General features: G+C 68.2%; 17 protein-coding genes and 1 pseudogene. 7 read left to right on the forward strand and 11 right to left on the reverse strand.

Going from position 1 to position 18,735, the window contains the following annotated elements:
• Positions 1–9: 9 nt before the first annotated feature.
• The 4 genes from ABID97_RS06465 to ABID97_RS06480 form a co-directional block, all read right to left on the reverse strand.
• Positions 10–669 (reverse strand): hypothetical protein, encoded by a 660-nt coding sequence (locus ABID97_RS06465; protein ID WP_354397704.1) that lies wholly within the window; start codon positions 667–669, stop codon positions 10–12.
• Positions 670–736: 67 nt separating this feature from the next.
• Positions 737–2,164 (reverse strand): sensor histidine kinase, encoded by a 1,428-nt coding sequence (locus ABID97_RS06470; protein WP_354397705.1) that lies wholly within the window; start codon positions 2,162–2,164, stop codon positions 737–739.
• Complete coding sequence (gene miaB, locus ABID97_RS06475; RefSeq protein WP_354397706.1) at positions 2,164–3,528, reverse strand: tRNA (N6-isopentenyl adenosine(37)-C2)-methylthiotransferase MiaB; 1,365 nt, start codon at positions 3,526–3,528, stop codon at positions 2,164–2,166. Before miaB ends, ABID97_RS06470 begins: the two co-directional genes overlap by 1 nt.
• Positions 3,529–3,621: 93 nt before the next feature.
• Complete coding sequence (locus tag ABID97_RS06480) at positions 3,622–3,972, reverse strand: hypothetical protein (RefSeq protein ID WP_354397707.1); 351 nt, start codon at positions 3,970–3,972, stop codon at positions 3,622–3,624.
• Between the two features lie 368 nt (positions 3,973–4,340).
• Here ABID97_RS06480 and ABID97_RS06485 point away from each other — a divergent pair, with 368 nt between their 5' ends.
• Together ABID97_RS06485 and ABID97_RS06490 are read left to right on the forward strand one after the other, a co-directional pair.
• Positions 4,341–5,471: an efflux RND transporter periplasmic adaptor subunit gene (locus ABID97_RS06485; RefSeq protein WP_354401685.1), complete on the forward strand. Its 1,131-nt coding sequence runs from the start codon at positions 4,341–4,343 to the stop codon at positions 5,469–5,471.
• A complete protein-coding gene (locus ABID97_RS06490; protein ID WP_354397708.1) occupies positions 5,468–8,617 on the forward strand; it encodes an efflux RND transporter permease subunit in 3,150 nt (1,049 codons plus the stop codon). The genes ABID97_RS06485 and ABID97_RS06490 overlap by 4 nt, the downstream gene beginning before the upstream one ends.
• Positions 8,618–8,634: 17 nt before the next feature.
• Here ABID97_RS06490 and ABID97_RS06495 read toward each other — a convergent pair whose 3' ends face one another.
• The 5 genes and pseudogenes from ABID97_RS06495 to ABID97_RS06515 all read right to left on the reverse strand — a co-directional run bounded on the left by ABID97_RS06495 (position 8,635) and on the right by ABID97_RS06515 (position 12,132).
• Positions 8,635–9,276 (reverse strand): histidine phosphatase family protein, encoded by a 642-nt coding sequence (locus ABID97_RS06495; protein ID WP_354397709.1) that lies wholly within the window; start codon positions 9,274–9,276, stop codon positions 8,635–8,637.
• 22 nt (positions 9,277–9,298) lie between these two features.
• Entirely contained in the window at positions 9,299–9,922 is a 624-nt protein-coding gene (locus tag ABID97_RS06500; protein WP_354397710.1) for a DUF4136 domain-containing protein, read from the reverse strand.
• A 46-nt stretch (positions 9,923–9,968) separates the two neighbouring features.
• Positions 9,969–10,908, reverse strand: a pseudogene (gene ttcA, locus ABID97_RS06505) (tRNA 2-thiocytidine(32) synthetase TtcA).
• Positions 10,909–10,960: 52 nt separating this feature from the next.
• Entirely contained in the window at positions 10,961–11,335 is a 375-nt protein-coding gene (locus ABID97_RS06510; protein WP_354397711.1) for a dihydroneopterin aldolase, read from the reverse strand.
• 8 nt (positions 11,336–11,343) lie between these two features.
• Positions 11,344–12,132, reverse strand: a complete 789-nt coding sequence (locus ABID97_RS06515) for an SDR family oxidoreductase (protein WP_354397712.1) — start codon at positions 12,130–12,132, stop codon at positions 11,344–11,346.
• Between the two features lie 26 nt (positions 12,133–12,158).
• Between ABID97_RS06515 and ABID97_RS06520 the strand changes: the two genes are divergently transcribed.
• Positions 12,159–13,271 carry a class I SAM-dependent methyltransferase gene (locus ABID97_RS06520; RefSeq protein ID WP_354397713.1) on the forward strand — a complete coding sequence of 371 codons (1,113 nt, stop codon included), beginning with the start codon at positions 12,159–12,161 and terminating at the stop codon, positions 13,269–13,271.
• Positions 13,272–13,779: 508 nt separating this feature from the next.
• Positions 13,780–14,664 (forward strand): TauD/TfdA dioxygenase family protein, encoded by an 885-nt coding sequence (locus ABID97_RS06525; RefSeq protein ID WP_354397714.1) that lies wholly within the window; start codon positions 13,780–13,782, stop codon positions 14,662–14,664.
• 6 nt (positions 14,665–14,670) lie between these two features.
• Here ABID97_RS06525 and ABID97_RS06530 read toward each other — a convergent pair whose 3' ends face one another.
• On the reverse strand, positions 14,671–15,054 hold the full coding sequence (locus ABID97_RS06530) for a DUF5329 family protein (protein WP_354397715.1): 384 nt from the start codon (positions 15,052–15,054) through the stop codon (positions 14,671–14,673).
• A 103-nt stretch (positions 15,055–15,157) separates the two neighbouring features.
• Between ABID97_RS06530 and hisN the strand changes: the two genes are divergently transcribed.
• The 3 genes from hisN to ABID97_RS06545 are packed head-to-tail and all read left to right on the forward strand — an operon-like array spanning position 15,158 to position 17,130.
• A complete protein-coding gene (gene hisN, locus ABID97_RS06535) occupies positions 15,158–15,940 on the forward strand; it encodes a histidinol-phosphatase (RefSeq protein ID WP_354397716.1) in 783 nt (260 codons plus the stop codon).
• 19 nt (positions 15,941–15,959) lie between these two features.
• The gene (locus ABID97_RS06540; protein ID WP_354397717.1) at positions 15,960–16,154 is read left to right on the forward strand and encodes a DUF2905 domain-containing protein; all 195 of its coding nucleotides are present in this window, start codon (positions 15,960–15,962) and stop codon (positions 16,152–16,154) included.
• A 49-nt stretch (positions 16,155–16,203) separates the two neighbouring features.
• A complete protein-coding gene (locus ABID97_RS06545; protein WP_354397718.1) occupies positions 16,204–17,130 on the forward strand; it encodes an ROK family protein in 927 nt (308 codons plus the stop codon).
• On the opposite strand, the gene ABID97_RS06550 is transcribed toward ABID97_RS06545, so the two are convergent.
• Complete coding sequence (locus tag ABID97_RS06550) at positions 17,103–18,626, reverse strand: aminotransferase-like domain-containing protein (RefSeq protein WP_354397719.1); 1,524 nt, start codon at positions 18,624–18,626, stop codon at positions 17,103–17,105. The two genes, ABID97_RS06545 and ABID97_RS06550, sit on opposite strands and share 28 nt — an antisense overlap.
• Positions 18,627–18,735: the final 109 nt, after the last annotated feature.

An 18,735-nucleotide genomic window follows, 5' to 3' on the forward strand; every position in this document is an offset into this window, starting at 1 on the left:
GGAGGATGTTCATGGCGGGGGTTTGGTGGTGCCGGGTGCGGGCAGGGCGGGCACCGGGGCATTGTTGGGCCGCGCGAAGCTGCGCTCGATGGCGCGCAGCGCTTCGATGCGGTCGTTGAGCTGGTCGATGCGGCGCTGGCTCTCGCGCAGCTGCTGCACCTGCTTGTCGCGGTCGTCCTCGACGCGGCGCTGTTCCACGTAGCGCGCCGCCAGCGCACGCGCCAGCGGCTGCAGCGGCTGCGCATCGGACGACGGATTGGCCATCACGCGCTGCATCAGGCCCAGCGCGCGGACCAGGTCGGCCGGGACGCGGGTCTGCGCCAGCAGCAGCGCGAGCTGCATCTGCGCCGTGGGCGAATCGCCCGGGTCGCCGGCGCGGGTGATTTCAGCGCTCAGCTCGGTGCCGCCCAGTGGGCGAACCTTGTCGGCGTACGCCAGCATGGCCGCGACCGGGCCCTGGGTCATCAACGTGAAGAGCGATGCCGGCTGCGTGGCGGGCGCCTGGGGCTCGGCCTCGACCGGCACCACGCGTGGCGCGGCGGGCGGCGGGGGCAGGGCGTCGGCCTCGGCCGGCGGCTTGGGCTGCGTCGCGCAGGCGGCCAGCAGCAGGACGAAGGGCATGGCCACCGCCCCGGACAGGGTCGAACTGCGGACGAACGGAAAAAGCATGGGTCGAAAAAAGAACAAGAGGCGGTGTTTCAGTTGGATGCCCGGATCGCGGAGCTTCAGGAAGGGTTCAGGCCGTGCGCGGCAGTTCGATGCGAAAGCGCGCGCCGGGCCCGCCTGGCTGCAGGGTGATGCGGCCCCCATGGGCAGCAATGTACTCCTGCACGATCGAAAGGCCGATGCCGGTGCCCTTGACGGCGTGCTCGGGCTGGCGCTCGCCCCTGTAGAAGGGCTCGAAAATCCGGTCCCGGTCGCCTTCGGCAATACCCGGACCCGCGTCGTTGACATCGATGCACGCAGTATCCGGCGTGCTCGACACCGTGAGGGTGATCACGCCCCCGGGCGCCGAATAGCGGATGGCATTGGACAGCAGGTTGGCCACCGCGGTCCCCAGCTTGACGCGGTCCACCGTGAGCGCGAGCGGCTCGCCTTCGGCGCGTACGCGCAGGCCGTGCGCCTGCCATTGCAGCCGCTGCGCCTCGATCTGTTCCTCGATCAGCGGCAGCAGCTCGGTGCGTTCGCGGCGCAGCTCGCGCGCCTCGAAGGCGGCGGCATTGAAGCGCAGCAGTGCCTCGATCTGACTCTGCAGTGAGACGGTGTTCTGGTTCAGGATCTGCGCCACTTCGAGCTGGGCCGGGTTGAGCGGGCCCGTCACGCCGTCCTCGAGCAGCGAAACGCCTTCTCGCAGCGCGGCCAGCGGCGTCTTGAGCTCGTGCGACACGTGGCGCAGGAAGCGGGCCTTGTCGGCGTCCAGTTCGGTCAGCCGCAGGCGCAGCCATTCGAGCTGCTGCGACAGCCGCCGGACGTCGGCCGGCCCGCGGATGTCGATCGGCTCGTCGAGCCGGTTCTGGCCGAGGCCGACGATCGCGTGCTCGAGCCGCTTGAACGGGCGCGCGAGCCAGATGCCGAAAGCCAGCGCCAGCGACACCGCAAGCACGCTCGCGGCCACCACTTCGCGCATCAGCCGGCGGCGCGCATTCTCGATGCGCTTGGCGAGCGCATCGTTCTGCATCTCGATCAGGAACTGGGCCTGCTGCGCGATGTTGGTGTTGAGCGAATCCAGGTCGCGAAACTGGATGGCCATGCTGTTCTCGCGCGAGAGCGCGGTGTCGGGGCTGCCGCTCATCAGGCCCTCGATGAGGCCGAGCTGGCTGCGCCACATCTCGATGCCGGTGGGCGCGAGGCCGTTGCGCTCGAGCCGCTCGAGCACGCCGTGCGCCTCGCGCGCGGCGTCGTCGAAGCGGCGCCGCAGGACGGCGTCGTTCAGCACCAGCGACTGGCGCCCGGCGCGCTCCATGGCGGCGCTGCGCTCGGCCAGCGACTGGGCCGCGCCCGACAGCCGCAGCGCGCGCGCAGCCGCGTCGCGGCTCTGGGTCATGAGCGCGTCGTACTGGAACACCGAGCGCAGCGCCACGCCCACCAGGAGCGCGGTGATCAGGAGGAAAGCGAAAAGAAGGAGCTGCTGGAACGAGCCCCGCGTCGACGAGCGTTTCGCCATCAGGCGGCGAGCGCGGTGGAAGCCGGCGCCGTCGACGATTCGCGCGTGGCCACTTCGCCGCGCAGCGTGTAGGCCAGCGAGCGCGTGATGCGCAGGTCGGCCATCTGCCCGACCAGGCGCGCATCGCCCTCGAAGTTGACGACCCGGTTGCAGGCGGTGCGGCCCATGAGCTCGTTCGCGTCCTTGCGGGAAGCGCCTTCGACCAGCACGCGCTGCGTGGTGCCGACCAGCGCGTCGCCGAAGCGGCGCACGTTGCCGTCGATCACGCGCTGCAGCGCCTGCAGGCGGGCCAGCTTCACCGCATGGGGCGTGTCGTCCTGCAGCGCGGCGGCGGGCGTGCCGGGCCGCGGGCTGAAGATGAAGCTGAAGCTGTTGTCGAACTGGCAGTCGTCGATCAGCTTCATCATCCTGGCGAAGTCCTCGTCGGTCTCGCCCGGGAAGCCGACGATGAAATCGCTCGACAGCGCGAGCTCGGGCCGGATCGCGCGCAGCTTTCGCACCGTGCTCTTGTATTCCATGGCCGTGTAGCCGCGCTTCATCGCCATCAGGATGCGGTCGCTGCCGTGCTGCACCGGCAGGTGCAGGTGGCTCACGAGCTGCGGCACCTTGGCATAGGCCTCGATGAGCCGCGGCGTGAACTCGTTCGGGTGGCTCGTGGTGTAGCGGATGCGCTCGATGCCCGGGATCTCGGCCACGTATTCGATCAGCAGCGCGAAATCGGCGATCTCGGCCGTGTCCCCCATGCGGCCGCGGTAGGCGTTCACGTTCTGCCCCAGGAGCGTGACCTCGCGCACGCCCTGGTCGGCCAGGCCCGCGATCTCCACCAGCACGTCGTCCAGGGGCCGGTTCACTTCCTCGCCGCGCGTGTAGGGCACCACGCAGTAGCTGCAGTATTTGGAGCAGCCTTCCATGATCGAGACGAACGCGGTCACGCCTTCCACGCGCGCGGGCGGCAGGTGGTCGAACTTCTCGATCTCCGGAAAGCTGATGTCCACCTGCGGGCGGTTCAGCCGCTCGCGGTCGTTCAGCATCTCGGGCAGGCGGTGCAGCGTCTGCGGGCCGAACACGATGTCGACATAGGGCGCGCGCGCAATGATGGCTTCGCCCTCCTGGCTCGCGACGCAGCCGCCCACGCCGATCTTCACGCCCTTGGCCTTCAGGTGCTTCACGCGGCCGAGGTCGGAGAACACCTTCTCCTGCGCCTTCTCGCGCACCGAGCAGGTGTTGAAGAGGATCAGGTCGGCCTCCTCCACGTCCTGCGTCGGCTCGTAGCCCTGGGCGGCATTCAGCACGTCGGCCATCTTGTCCGAGTCGTACTCGTTCATCTGGCAGCCGAAGGTTTTGATAAAGACTTTTTTGCTCATGGGGTGCTCTCCGGCCCTCCCGCTGCGGAAAGGCCAAATGCAGCGCGCGCTATCGCCCGCTGCGGTGCGGCGGGCATGGGCCCGCCGGCTTTTTCATTGCGTGTTGAGGGTGTCGTTCGAGGTGAACGGCCAGATGTTCAGGAACGGCTTGTTGAGCGACTCGCGGCTGGCGCTGGCCTCGCCCGGCGTGAGGATCCACACCTCGCGCAGCAGGCCGGCGGCATCGCGCGTGTAGTTCACCAGGTATTTCTGGCCGGCGATGCTGCCCGCCATCACCAGCATGTTCTGTTCGCTGCGGATGCGGGCGCCGGGCGCCAGCCGGTCGGCATGGCCGTCGAGCTCGACGTCGGGCGCACTGAGCACCATGAACTTGCCGCGCAGCGTGCCGATGGGAAAGGTGCGCCCGCCCACCATGGACTCGTTCTGCGTCTGCGGCCGCGGCACGTCCGCCTGGGCCGTTGCGTCAACGGAATAAAGGGTTGCAGCTACTGTGCAAAGCGCTATGAAAGTGAGAGCATTGGCGGGTTTCTTGCAGCGGTTCATGGGGTATATCCAGAGGCTGTGGAGCGGCGATTTTAACGAGGGGGGCGAAATCCCCCCGGCGCCGGCCACGGTGGGTGGTGCATGGGCCTTGCAGGGTGGCTTTACTTATCTTTACGGCACGCGTGGACTCTCCGGGCCGACGGCTGCTCCAATAGCCGCTGTCAGCCCAAAGTGCTCAGAAACCAATGCAGAAAAAACTCGTCCTCGGCCTTGCAGGTGTGGTGATCGTAGCCGTCGCGGGATGGTGGTGGAGCGGGGCTGGCGACCGCATGGCGGCCAAGGGCGCCAAACCGGCCGCCACCGCGGGCGGCGCACCGGCGGGCACGGCGCCCCCGGCGCTCGTCACCCTGGCCACCGCCGAGCGGCAGGACGTGCCGGTGACGGTGCAGGTCAACGGCAGCGTGGTCTCCCTCAACAGCGTCGACCTGCGGCCCCAGGTGACCAACACCGTGGCGGCGGTGCATGTGAAGGAAGGGCAGTTCGTCAAGGAAGGCCAGCTGCTCTTCACGCTCGACGACCGCAACGACCAGGCCAACCTGGCCCGCGCCCGCGCCCAGCAGAAGCGCGACGAGGCCACCATGGCCGACCTCGAGCGCCAGTACCGGCGCAGCCAGGAGCTGCTGGCGCAGAACTTCATTTCCAAGAGCGCCACCGACGCCACGCTGTCGCAGCTCGAGGCGCAGCGCGCCGCGGTGGCGGCCGACCGCGCCGCCGTTCAGTCGGCGCAGGTGGCGCTCGGCTACGCCACGCTGCGCGCGCCCATCGCGGGACGCATCGGCGCCGTCAACATCTACCCCGGCACGCTGGTGCAGCCCACGCTGTCGCTGGTCACCATCACGCAGCTGGACCCCATCGCGGTGAGTTTCCCGGTGCCCGAAGCCAACCTGCAGGACCTGCTGGCCGCGGCGCGCAGCCGGTCCAAGGTCGAGGCACTGGTCACCGGGCGCAAGGAGCCACTGACCGGTGTCTTGAATTTCGTCGACAACACGGTCGACCCGCAGATCGGCACCGTGCGCGCCAAGGCGGTGTTCGACAACGCCGACCAGAGCCTGTGGCCGGGCCAGTTCGTCGGCACGCGCATCACGGTGCGCACCCTCTCCGGCGCCACCGTGGTGCCGGCGGCGGCGCTCATGATGTTGTCCGACGGCGCTTCGCTCTACGTGGTCGACGAGGCGAAGAACGCCAAGCGCCGGAAGGTGCAGGTGCTCTACACCTTCGGCACCAAGGTGGCGGTGGGTGGTGTCGAGCCGGGCGAGCAGGTGGTCATCGAGGGCAGCCAGAACGTGCGCCCGGGCGGCAAGATCCGCGTCGACAAGAAGCCCGCGCCGGCCGGCACCACCGGCGTGACGCCGGGCAGCGCGGCATCGTCTGACGCCCAGGCTCCGCGGGAACGCGCATGAACATCTCGGAGCTCTGCATCCGTCGTCCCGCGATGACGGTGCTGCTGTCCGCCGCCGTGGTGGTCGCGGGCATCTTCGCGTACTTCAGCATCCCGGTCGCGGCGCTGCCCAGCTACAACACGCCGGTCATCAACGTGAATGCCCAGCTGCCGGGCGCGAGCCCCGACACCATGGCGTCGTCGGTGGCGCTGCCGCTCGAGAAGCAGTTCTCGACCATTCCCGGGCTACAGACCATCAGTTCGGTGAACACGCAGGGCGTGAGCTCGATCACGCTGGAGTTCGTGAGCAGCCGCGACATCGACGCCGCCGCCGTCGACGTGCAGGCCGCGTTGCTGCGCGCCCAGCGCCAGCTGCCGCAGGAGCTCACGCAGCTGCCGTCGTACCGCAAGGTGAACCCGGCCGATGCGCCGGTGCTGTTCATCGCGCTGATCTCCCCGTCGATGAACCCGGCGGAGCTCAACGACTACGCCGAGAACCTGATCTCGCCCACGCTGTCCACCATCGATGGCGTGGCGCAAGTGGGCGTCTATGGCCGCAAGGCCTTCGCGGTGCGCATCAAGGCCAATGCCGACCTGCTCAACGCCCGCAACATCACGCTCGACGAACTCGCCCGGGCGGTGAACTCGGCCAATGCCAACACGCCGGTCGGCACGCTCGACGGGCCGCGCCAGACGCTCACCATCCAGGCCAACCGGCAGCTCACCAAGGCGGAAGATTTCGCCAAGCTGATCGTCGGGCAGCGCAACGGCGCGCCGGTGCGGCTCGACGAGGTGGCGACCATCGAAGACAGCTTCGAGTCGGTCAAGACCGCGAGCAGCTTCAACGGCCAGAGCTCCATCTCCCTTGCCGTGCAGCGCCAGCCGAATGCCAACACGGTGGAAGTGGTGGACGCGGTCCGCGCGCTCATTCCGCGCTTCAAGGCGGAGTTGCCGCAGTCGGTCGAGATCCACATGGTGAACGACCGCTCGCTGTCCATCCGCGAGGCCGTGCACGACGTGCAGCTCACGCTCCTGGGCACCATCGCGCTGGTGGTGCTGGTGATCTTTTTGTTCCTGCACCGGCTGGTGGCCACGCTGATTCCGGCGGCGACCATTCCCATCTCGCTGATCGGCGCGGTGGCGCTGCTCTACGCCTTCGGCTACAGCCTCGACAACGTCTCGCTGCTGGGCATCACGCTGGCCGTGGGCCTGGTGGTGGACGACGCGATCGTGGTGCTCGAAAACATCATGCGCTACGTCGAGAAGGGCATGGAGCCCTTCGCCGCGGCGCTGCGCGGCGCGCGCGAGGTGGGCTTCACCATCATCTCGATCTCGATCTCGCTGGTGGCGGTGTTCATTCCGATCTTCTTCATGCCGGGCGTGATCGGCCTGCTGTTCCACGAGTTCGCGGTGGTGGTGGCGCTGGCGGTGCTGGTGTCGGCCGTGGTGTCGCTCACGCTGGTGCCGATGCTCGCGAGCCGGCTGCTCAAGCACGTGCCCCGCAAGGAAGGCGTGCTCGACCACGAAGAGGAGCATCCGGAGCCCGGCACCGCCATCGGCCGCGCGTTCGAGCGCGGCTACCGCTGGGTTCATGGCAGCTACATGCGAACCCTCGACTGGACGCTGGGACACCGCACGCTGATGCTGCTGATGGCGGGCGGCACCTTCATCGTCACGGCATGGCTGTTCGTCTCCATTCCCAAGGGTTTCTTCCCCGAGGAAGACATCGGGCAGATCCAGATCACGACGGAAGCGGCCGAGGACATTTCCTTCACCGCCATGAACGCGCTGCAGGAACGCGTGGCCGCTTCTCTTCAAGCCGACCCGAGCGTGGCGTACGTGAGCTCGTTCGTCGGCGTGGGTGGCCCCACGGCCACGCAGAACTCCGGCCGCCTGTTCGCCGTGCTCAAGCCGCGCAGCGAGCGCCCCAAGATGGCCGCGGTGCTCGAGTCGCTGCGCCAGCGTTTCCGCGAGATCCCGGGCATTGCGGTCTACATGCAGCCGGTGCAGAACCTGCGCCTGGGCGGCCGCCAGAGCAAGGCGCGCTTCCAGTACACGCTGCAAAGCGTCAACGCGGGCGAGATGGTGCCCTGGGCCACGCGGCTCATGGAGCGCATGCGCGCCGATCCGGCCTTCCGCGACGTGACCAGCGATTCGCAGAACCGCGGCCTGCAGGCCACGCTCGAGGTCGACCGCGACAAGGCCGGCGTGCTCGGCGTGGCCGTGGGCGACCTGCGCACGGCGCTCTACAACGCGTACGGCGACCGGCAGATCGGCAGCATCTACGGCGCGAGCAACACCTACCAGGTGATTCTCTCTGCCTCCGACAACGACCGCCAGTTCGAGGACGACATGTCGCGCCTGTCGGTGCGCAGCACCACGGGACGGCTGGTGCCGCTCTCCGCGTTCTCGACCGTCAAGCGCACCGTGGGGCCCACCTCGGTCAACCACCAGGGCCAGCTGCAGGCGGTCACCGTGTCGTTCAATCTTGCGCCCGACGTGCCGCTGGGCAACGCGACCGCGAAGATCGACCAGTTCAAGGAAGAGCTGAAGATGCCGCCGTCGATCATCACCACGTATGGCGGCGATGCGGCGGTGTTCCAGAGCTCGCAGTCCAGCCAGGCCGTGCTGCTGGTGCTGGCCGTGCTGGTGATCTACGTGCTGCTGGGCGTTCTGTACGAAAGCTACATCCACCCGCTGACCATCCTGGCCGGGCTGCCGTCGGCGGCCGTGGGTGCCTTGCTCTCGCTCAAGCTCTTCGGCTTCGACCTGACGCTGATCGCCACCATCGGCATCCTGCTGTTGATCGGCATCGTGAAGAAGAACGCGATCATGATGATCGACTTTGCGCTCGATGCGCAGCGCACCGAGGGCATGAAGCCGGTAGATGCGATCCGCGAGGCCTGCCGCCTGCGCTTCCGCCCCATTCTCATGACCACGCTGGCGGCGCTGATGGGCGCGCTGCCGCTCGCACTGGGCCTGGGCGCCGGCGCCGAGCTTCGCCAGCCACTGGGCGTGGCGGTGGTGGGCGGGCTGATCTTCTCGCAGGTGATCACGCTCTACATCACGCCGGCCATCTACCTGGCGCTCGACCGCTACAGCGGCACCGGGCCGATGGTCGAGCTGCCCGGCGAGGCGAAGGCCGAGGTCTCGCACTCGCCGGCCTGAACTCGCTCCCCGCACCCTCAGCTGGTTGTCTCGTCCAGCGCGTCGTCCACCAGGTGCGCGGTGTCGCTCCAGCCCACCAGGCTGAAGCCCTCGGGCGTCCACAGCATGCGGTTGATGGCCGCGTTGCCGAGCTGCCAGGTGCGCGGCGCCTGCAGGTCCTGCCGCGTGGCGGCGCGGTACAGCACGTCCATCACGCCGCCGTGCGCCACCAGCACCACCAGCCGGCCCGGATGGCGCGCTGCCAGCTTCGACGCAATGCGCGTCACCCGTTCGCGAAACACCAGCAGGCTCTCGCCGCCTTCGGGCTCGAACTCGGGATCGCGCTCGCGCCAGCGCCGGGCCTGGTCGGGCAGGGTGGCCTCGATTTCCGCGAAGCTCATGCCTTCGAAGTGGCCGAAGGCGCGTTCGCGCAGGCCCGGTTCGGGGTGGACTGTGAGGCCATGGGGCCGCGCGATCTCCTGCGCGGTCTGCCAGGCGCGCGACAGGTCGCTCGCGTAGATGGCGCCGATGTCTTCATGCGCCAGCGCCTGCCCCACGCGCCGGGCCTGCCAGAGGCCGGTGGCATTGAGCCCGATGTCGAGCTGGCCCTGGATGCGCGTGTCGACGTTCCAGGCGGTTTCGCCATGGCGAACGGCAATCAGGCGGGTGATTTCTTCCATCCGGCGGGATTCTAGGGGGCCGTCATTTCCCGTTCGCCGCCGAGAGCTCGATGTTCACGCGGCGCTCGCCCGGCGGCGGATTCGGGAAGCCCGCAAGCGCAGCCTGGAACATCACCGGCAGGATGGCCGCGCTGGCACCGTAGGGCCCGTCGTTCCGGGCCCGCGTTTCGTACACCACCCGGTTGGAGCCGACCTCGCGCAGCACGATGCTGACCTCGCGCTCGTACCAGGGGTTGGCAGCCGGCGGAATGAAGCCTGGGCCGCCATACCAGCCGCCGCCATACCAGCGCCGTGCGTAGCCGTGGTAGCCATAGCCGGTGGCGCCCCAGGGGCCGTCGAAGAGCCAGGGGTCGGCCCAGGGCGAGAGGCCGATCGTCACGCGCGCGCCGATCTGCGCGCTGTATTGCGGATTCGCGTCGTCGCGGCGCAGGCCGACTTTCTCGAGCGCCGCGGCGGCCATCGCCTCGAGCGATTCCTGCCGTGCGGCATCGGCCTGCTGCGACGGCAGGCGATCGAAGCGGTAGGTGGCGCCGAACTGCACGGCGCCGAGCGAAGAGAAGCTTTTCACGTCGCTGTCGACCACCCAGGAGGTGGCGCAGCCGCTCAGGCCGGCCAGCAAAAGAAGAGCAAGGAACGCACGTTTCATGAGGATCTCCGGGCTCCGCGGCCCAAAATTCCCCTGGGTTGCCCGTTCAGCCCTGGAAGATGCGCAGGGCTGCAGGTGCCTGGGAGAGCAGGTCGAAAGCAGGCGTGTCGAAGGCCTTGTCGCCGTCTTCATCGGCCACGCCGGTGGCCTTCAGACCCTTGAAATCGTGCCGCGTTCCGTCGAGCAGGTGCGAAGGCACCACGTTCTGCAGCGCGGTGAACATGTTCTCCACGCGGCCGGGGTGCTTCTTGTCCCAATCCCGCAGCATTTCGCCGACCTGCTTGCGCTGCAGGTTTTCCTGGCTGCCGCAGAGCGTGCACGGGATGATCGGGAATTCGCGGTGCTGGGCCCAGCGCACCAGGTCTTTCTCGGCCACGTAGGCGAGTGGGCGGATCACGATGTGCTTGCCGTCATCGCTCACCAGCTTGGGCGGCATGCTCTTGAGCTTGCCCGCGAAGAACATGTTGAGGAAGAAGGTCTGCAGCATGTCGTCGCGGTGATGGCCGAGCGCCACCTTGGTGGCGCCCAGCTCGTCGGCCACGCGGTACAGGATGCCGCGGCGCAGCCGGCTGCACAGGCCGCAGGTGGTCTTGCCCTCGGGGATCACGCGCTTGACGATGCTGTAGGTGTCCTGGTTCTCGATGTGGAAGTCCACGCCCAGTTCGCTCAAATACCTGGGGAGCACCTCTTCGGGAAAGCCGGGCTGCTTCTGGTCGAGGTTGACCGCGACGATGTCGAAATGGATGGGCGCGCGGGCCTTGAGCTTGAGCAGGATGTCCAGCATGGCGTAGCTGTCCTTCCCGCCCGAGACGCACACCATGACCTTGTCGCCCTCTTCGATCATGTTGTAGTCGACGATGGCGCGGCCCACCTCGCGGCACAGGCGCTTTTCGAGCTTGTGCGTCTCGCGTTCGATCTTCAGCGAGTTGGTGGGGGGCGGGGGTGGCGCCGGCGACGGGCGCCTCGTCGTTCCAGACGGCGTTCATGGTGGGCTGCTTCAGGCAAATCGGGGGGAGGAAGCCCCGATTTTGCCTTGGATCACCATTCCCCGGCTTCCATGCGGATGGCCACCTCGCAGTCGTCGAAGATCTCGAGCTTGGCGATCTTCACTCGCACGCCCACCACGCCGGGCAGCTGCAGCAGGCGCTGCGCGAGCTTGCCGATGAGCGTTTCGAGCAGGTTCACATGCTCGGCCGTGCACTCGTCGATGATGATGCGGCGCACCTTCCGGTAGTCCAGCACATGGAAGATGTCGTCGTCCTGGGGCATCAGCGGCTGCGCGCCCAGGTGCAGCTCGGCATCGACCTGGATCGGCTGCGGCGCCGTCTTCTCCTGGTCGAGGATGCCCAGGTTGGCGTCGAAGCGAAGCCCCTGCAGGGTGAGGGTCTGGCGGCCGATGGGGGTGGAAGGCATGGTGGGGCTCACATCAGCGAGAAGTCGCGGTCGAATTTCATCAGGTGCTGGCCCCCGTCCACCAGGAGCGTGGTGCCGGTGATCGAGTTGTTCTCCAGCGCGAACTTCACCGTGGCCGCCACGTCGGCCGGCGTCGAGGAGCGGCCCAGTGGCGACAGCTTGTGCAGCTGCGAAAACCTCGCGTCGTCCAGCATGTGGCTCGGCAGCGTGAGGCCGGGTGCCACGCCCACCACCCGCACCCGCGGCGCCAGCGCCATGGCCAGCATCGGCGTGGCGGCTTCGAGGGCCGCCTTGGACAGCGTGTAGCTGAGAAAGTCGGGGTTCGGGTTCCAGAGCTTCTGGTCGAGCAGGTGCACCACAGCACCCTGCGCATCGCGCAGCGCCAGGTGGTCGCGCAGTGCCTGCGCCAGCAGGATGGCCGCGCCCGTGTTGCTGCGCGCGTGGCGCTCCATGAGCGCGTAGCTGAAGCTGGCCGCATCGTCGTGCTCGAAGAGCGCCGCGCTGTGGACCACCGCATCGACGCTGCCGAAATGCGCCGCCACGCGCGGCAGCAAGGCGCGCGTGGCGCCTTCGTCGAGCAGGTCGGCCTCGAAGACCGCCGAGCCATGGCCCGAAAGAACGGCGCACTCCGCCGACGTCTGCTCGGCTTCGGCCTGCGAGCTGCGGTAGTGCACCGCCACCTGCCACCCGCCCGCGGCCAGCGCCAGCGCGATCTCGCGGCCCAGCCGGCGTCCGGCACCCGTGACCAGGACGGTGCGGCGGACCGGCGTAACAGGAGGAAGAGGCGCTGTGCTCATGCGAAGAGAGAAGGGAGAATCGGGGCGTGACGACAAAGACGACGAACAGTTTACCCATCGCCCTCGATACCCTGATTGCCCGCGCCGTCGAACGCGCCGGCGGCTGGATCGGCTTCGACCGCTTCATGGCGCTCGCCTTGTACGCGCCGGGGCTGGGCTACTACGCCAACACCTCGGCCAAGTTCGGCCACATGCCGTCTTCGGGCAGCGACTTCGTGACCGCGCCCGAGCTCACGCCGCTGTTCGGCCAGGCACTGGCCGCCCAGGTCGCCGAGGCGCTGGAGAAGACCGGCACCGACACGGTCTGGGAGTTCGGCGCCGGCTCCGGCGCGCTCGCGGTGCAGCTGCTGCACGCGCTGGACGACATGGGCCGCGGCGACGTGCGCTACCGCATCGTCGACCTCTCGGGCACCTTGCGCGAGCGGCAGCAGCAGGCGCTGGTGCGCCATGCCGGCCGCGTCGAATGGCTCGGGGAACTGCCGGAGGCCATGCAGGGCGTGGTGATCGGCAACGAGGTGCTCGACGCCATGCCGGTGCAGCTGCTGGCGCGCGTGGGCGGCCAATGGCAGGAGCGCGGCGTGGTGCGCAATGCAGGCGCCGACGGATGGACCTGGGCCGACCGCCCCACCGAACTGCGCCCTCCTTTCAACGTGCCGGGCCCGCACGACTACCTGACCGAGATCCATCCCCAGGCCGAGGCCTTCATCGCCACCCTGGCGGACCGCCTGACCCGGGGCGCGGCCTTCTTCATCGACTACGGCTTTCCGGAACGCGAGTACTACCACCCGCAGCGCCACATGGGAACAGTGATGTGCCACCGCGCGCACCAGGCCGATGGCGATCCGCTGTCGGACGTGGGCTACAAGGACATCACGGCGCACGTCAACTTCACCGGCATCGCGCTGGCGGGGCAGGAAGCGGGGCTCGAAGTGCTGGGCTACACGAGCCAGGCGCGCTTTCTTCTGAACTGCGGGCTTTTATCAAGGATGGAGCAGGCCTCCACGGCGGAAAGGGGAATGGCGGCCCGGCTCATCCATGAGCATGAGATGGGGGAGCTGTTCAAGGTGGTGGGGTTTGCTGTGGGCGAGCCTTGGGATGCGATGGGGTTTGTGGAGGGGGATCGGAGTCATACGCTTTGACTTTTCGGGCTGTTGGCCTTGTTTGCTTACCGAGGCCGGGATTCCGCCCGGCGGCGGACTCACTTTCTTTTGCTTCGCCAAAAGAAAGTAAGCAAAGAAAAGGCGACCCCACTGTCTGCGACCCTCCGCTTCGCTGCGGGCAACCTGCGGTGCTCGGGTTTCGCGGGGTCTCGCAGAACTCGCTTCGCTCAAACAGCTGCGAGCCCTGATCCGCGAAACCCTGCGCTCCTCGGCGCATACAGAGGGGCGGGGGAATCACACGGGCCTTTGCTTCGCTCGGCCACTGTTGAGTTGGGGCCGAGCGGGAGCGAAGGCTGCCCGTAGCGCAGCGAAGGGACGCAGACAGCAGGGGTCGCCTTTCTTTGCTTACTTTCTTTGGCGAAGCAAAGAAAGTGAGTCGCCCGCCGGGGCGAGTCCCGGCCTCGGAACCCAAACAACCGACAACGGCAAATAAGCTACCAACGAGGATTTCGTTGAGAAACCACCTCAGTCAACCTACATTGGCGGTATGACCGCTTCCCCAAAGACAGAAGCCCCCGCGCAGCACTTCGAAGTGCGCCCCTTCCCCGCCCCTGTAGGCGCAGAAATCCTGGGCCTGGACATCTCCAAGCCCATCAACGACGAGGATTTCGCCCGCATCCACCGCGCGCACCTCGACCACCACGTCCTGGTATTCCGCAACCAGCAGATCACTCCGGCCGAGCACATCGATTTCAGCCGCCGCTTCGGCGCGCTCGAAATCCATGTGCTGCACCAGTTCCACCTGAAGGACCATCCCGAGATCCTGATCGTCAGCAACATCAAGGAGAACGGCGAGCCCATCGGGCTGGGCGACGCGGGTGTCTACTGGCACTCGGACATCTCGTACAAGCCCCAGCCGAGCCTCGGCTCGCTGCTGCATGCGCAGGAGCTGCCCAGCGAAGGCGGCGACACGCTCTTCGCCGACCAGCACCTGGCCTGGGAAGCGCTGGACCCGGCGTTGCAGCAGCGCATCCTGCCGCTCAAGGCGGAGCACAGCTACCTTGCCAAGTACGACGAGCTGCGCGCCAGGAACCCGTGGCGGCCCAAGCTGTCGCAGGCGCAGATCGACCAGGTCACGCCCGCCGTGCAGCCGGTCGTGCGGACGCATCCCGAGACGGGCCGCAAGGCGCTGTTCGTCAGCGAGCATTTCACGACGCGCATCGTCGGGCTGCCGCAGGATGAAAGCGATGTGCTGCTGGCCGCGCTGTTCGCGCACAGCGTGAAGCCCGATTTCGTGTACCGCCACCACTGGGCGCCGCACGACCTGGTGTTCTGGGACAACCGATCCCTGATGCACCTGGCGGCCGGCACGCCCGACCACCTGCGCCGCCGCCTGAACCGCACCACGGTGGCCGGCGATACGCCGTTCTGAAACGGGCTAGCCGTTGCCCTTGCGCAGCGTGCGCAGCTCGGCGTTGAGGAACTCCTGCGCGTCCTTCACGGCGCCGTTATGCAGCTTCACCTGGTAGGGCTTGCCCGTCATCTCGGAGCGCGAGGCGCAGCGGTCGATGAAGTCTTCCGCGGTGACGATCTCGTCCTTGAAGTGGTCGAACTTGGCCTTCATGTGCTTGGCGGCATCGGCGGCGCTGTGCTCGTCGCCATTGCGCATGAAGGTCATGGTCTTCATGTTCGACACGCGCAGGATCAGCGCGTCGATGAGCTTCTGCTCCGATGCGGAAGGCGTGGCCTGCGCCAGCGCGGCCACGGCCCCCAAGAGGAGGGCGAGCAGGGCGGTGCGAAGAAATCGGAAGGAGGTCGGCATGGAAAAAGAGGAGTTCCGGACCATGCTAGGGCCAGGGCACCCGGCATGTCAAACCGGTCCGGCTCGGGTCTAATTGCTGTTTTTTGGCACGCGTGAGTTTTCCATGAGCCCCCCGATCCCCGATCTCCTGTCGATTGCCCATGCGCTGGCCGACGCGGCCTCCGCGCAATCGATGCACTACTTCCGCACGCCGCTGGACATCGTCACCAAGGCCGACGCGAGCCCCGTCACGCTGGCGGACCGCGCAGCCGAAACCGCCATGCGCGAGATCCTGGCAGAGCGCGCCGCGGCCGACGGCATCTTCGGCGAAGAGCACGGCCTCGAGCGGCTCGATGCCAGTCGCGTCTGGGTGCTCGACCCGATCGACGGCACGCGCAGCTTCATCACCGGATCGCCGCTGTGGGGCACATTAATCGGCGTGCTGCAAGGCCCGCGCGTGGTGCTCGGCATGGTCGACATGCCGGTGCTCAAGGAGCGCTGGATCGGCCAGTCCGGCCAGGGCGCGACGCGCAACGGGCAGCCGGTGCGCGCGAGCGGCTGCACCGCGGTGGGGCAGGCGCGCATCGTCACCACCTCGCCCGACATCTTTGCACCGGCCGACTGGCAGGCCTTCGACCGCCTGAGCCGGCAGTGCGCCATGCGGCGCTTCGGCGGCGACTGCTACGGCTATGCGCAGCTGGCCGGCGGCACCATCGACCTGGTGGTGGAAACCGGCCTCCAGCCCTACGACTACCTCGGCCCGGCGGGCCTGATCGAGGCCGCGGGCGGTGTCATCACCGACTGGGAAGGCAAGCCGCTGGGCCTGGCCTCCGACGGCCGCGTGATCGCCGCGGCCACGCCCGAACTCCACAGCCAGGCAATGGCCATGCTGGCAGCGGCGGCCTGAAGCGTCCTAGACTGCTTCCATGTTCCGCTGGCTGATCGTCGTCGTCCTTGCCCTGGTGCTCATGAGCGGCCTCACGGCATGGCTGCGCCGGTTCGGCTTCGGGCGGCTGCCGGGCGATTTCGAGTTCCGCGCATTCGGCCGCCACTGGCAGCTGCCGATCTCCAGCACCCTGGTGCTCAGCATGATCGCCGCGCTGGTGGCGCGCTTCATCTAGCGCGCACCGCACCGATGAACCCCCTGTCCGAAAAGAGAAGAACCACGCGATGAGAGCCTGCGTAGACATCGGCGGCACCAAGGTGGCCGTGAGCCTTTCCGCCTCGAGCGATGCGCCACTGGTCGGCCGCCGCAGCGAGCCGACCGCCAAGACCGGCGACAACGATGCCGTCGCCGTGCAGATCATCCGGATGATCGAGGAGGTCTGCGCCGAGCAGGGCGTGGCGCCCGACGCCATCGACCGCGTGGGCGTCTCGTCGGCGGGCCCGTTCGAACTGCGCGGCGGCATGGTGGAACTGGCCACACCCAACATCTGCGGCGGCATTGCGGGCCCCGCGCGCGGCCTGCCCAACAACTGGATGAGCGCGGTCCTCGAGGCACCGCTGGCCCGGCGCTTCGGCAGCGTGCGGGTCGAGAACGATGCCGTGGCCGCGCTCGAGGCCGAGCGCCACTGGGGCGCGCTCCAGGGCCTGGACCACTGCGCCTACGTCACGTGGAGCACCGGCGTGGGTGTGGGCCTGTGCGTCGACGGCCGCGCGCTGCGCGGCAAGAACGGCAACGCCGGGCACGCGGGCCACAGCTTCGTGGCCGACGACGCGAGCGGCGCGCTCTGCGGCTGCGGCAACCACGGCGATGTGGAAGCGCTGGTGGCGGGCAACTCCATTGCGCGCCGCTTCGGCCAACCCGCGCCCGACCTGTTCGCGGCCGCGTCGAGCGGCGAGCCGCACGCCCTGGGGATCGTCGATGAGTTGTGCCGCGTCATCGGCCGGATGCTCTACAACCTCGTCGCCACGCTCGATCTCCAGCGCATCAGCCTGGGCGGCAGCGTTTTCTGGCACCACCGCGACTTCCTGCTGCCGCGGCTGCAGGCGCAGGTCGACGGCAAGCTGACGCCGCTCACGCGCGGCGTGATGCTGGTGCCCGCCGGGCTCGGCGAGAAGGTCGGCGACTACGCCGCCCTGGCGCTCCTGGACTGAATCCGGCGCGCCTGCAGCGGCCGGGCGGCAGCAGCAGGCGGCGACGGTGCAGCGGCTTCGCGGGCCAGCATGCCGACGATCTGGCCCAGGCGCCTGAGGCCGGTGTCCACCGCCTCGCCATAGGGCCAGCCGCAATTGATGCGCAGGCAGTGGTCGAAGCGCGAGGAGTTGGAAAACAGCGTGCCCGGCGCCACCACGATGCGCTCCGCGAGCGCCGCATCGAAGACCCGTGAAGACGAAAGGCGCTCCGGGAGTTCCACCCACAGCTGCAAGCCGCCGGGCGGCAGGTTGATGCGCGTGCCCGCGGGAAAATGGCTGGCGATCGCATCGGCGGTCTGCTCGCGCTGCGTCTTGAGGCAGCCGCGCAGATGGCGCAGATGGCGGTCGTAGGCGCCGGTGCCCATGAAGAGGCCCGCCGCGCCCTGCGAGAGCCCTTCGTTGTTGCGCGTCTGCGCAAACTTGAGCATTTCCACCCGCGCCTGCCAGCGTCCGGCGGCGATCCAGCCCAGCCGCAGGCCAGGCGCAAGGATCTTGTGCAGCGAGGCGCAGTGGATCACGTTGCCGCTGGCGTCCCACGACTTGAGCGCGCGCGGCGGGGTCGGGGCGTCGACGAGTTCGCTGTAGGTGTCGTCCTCGATCAGCGGGATCGCGTGCCGCTCGCACAGCTGCGCAAGCCGCGCCTTGTGGGCATCGGGCATCACGCTGCCGAGCGGGTTCTGAAGATGCGGCACCACCACCACCGCCTTGATGTTGTCGTAGGTGCCGATGGCCAGCTCCAGCGCCTCGATCGAGAGGCCGGTCTGCGGGCTGGTCGGGATCTCCAGCGCGCGCATGCCCAGGCTCTCGAGCACCTGCAAGAGGCCGTAGAAAGTGGGCGACTCCACCGCCACCGTGTCGCCCGGCTGCGCCACGGCGCGCAGCGCGAGGTTGAGGGCCTCGATGCAGCCGTTGGTGACCAGGATGTCTTCCGGAGAAATCGCCATGCCCACGCGCAGGCTGCGCTGCGCGAGCACTTCGCGGAACGGCCGGTGGCCCTTGAGCGGCGAGGCGACCGTGAGCATCTCGGGCTGCTGGCGCAGCAAGCGCGTCATTGCGTTGCGCAGCGCCTCGGCAGGGTACAGCTCGGGTGCGCCGCGTGCGATCGAGAGGTTGAGCTTCTCGGGAATCTGCCGCCGGCGCGCGACGAAATCGGAGACCTTGGCGTGGATGCCCACGTACTGCGCCGGATCGGGCGCGAGGCCCACGGCCGGCTCGTCCAGCGGTGCAATTGCGAGCCGCTTCGGGCGGCGCACGAAGTACCCCGAGCGGTCGCGCGCCTCGACCCATCCGTCGCTCTCCATGGTGCGGCACAGCTGCAGCGCGGTCGAGAGGCTGATGCCGTGCAGGCGCATGAGGCTGCGCAGCGAGGGCAGCTTGTCGCCTTGCTTGAGCGAGCCGGTGTGGATCGCGTCCACATAGTGCGCTGCGTGTTGCCGGTAGAGCGGTAGCGAGTCCATGGCGTCGATGCTCCCCCGATCGCGCATCCAAAAACAGATGCAGTTGCTAAGGAAAACGACCATAACAGATGCGCTGTGCCGCCCGCTGTTCCGGTGCGAATCGACCTGG

It is taken from the genome of Variovorax sp. OAS795 (assembly GCF_040546685.1).
Classification (GTDB): domain Bacteria; phylum Pseudomonadota; class Gammaproteobacteria; order Burkholderiales; family Burkholderiaceae_C; genus Variovorax.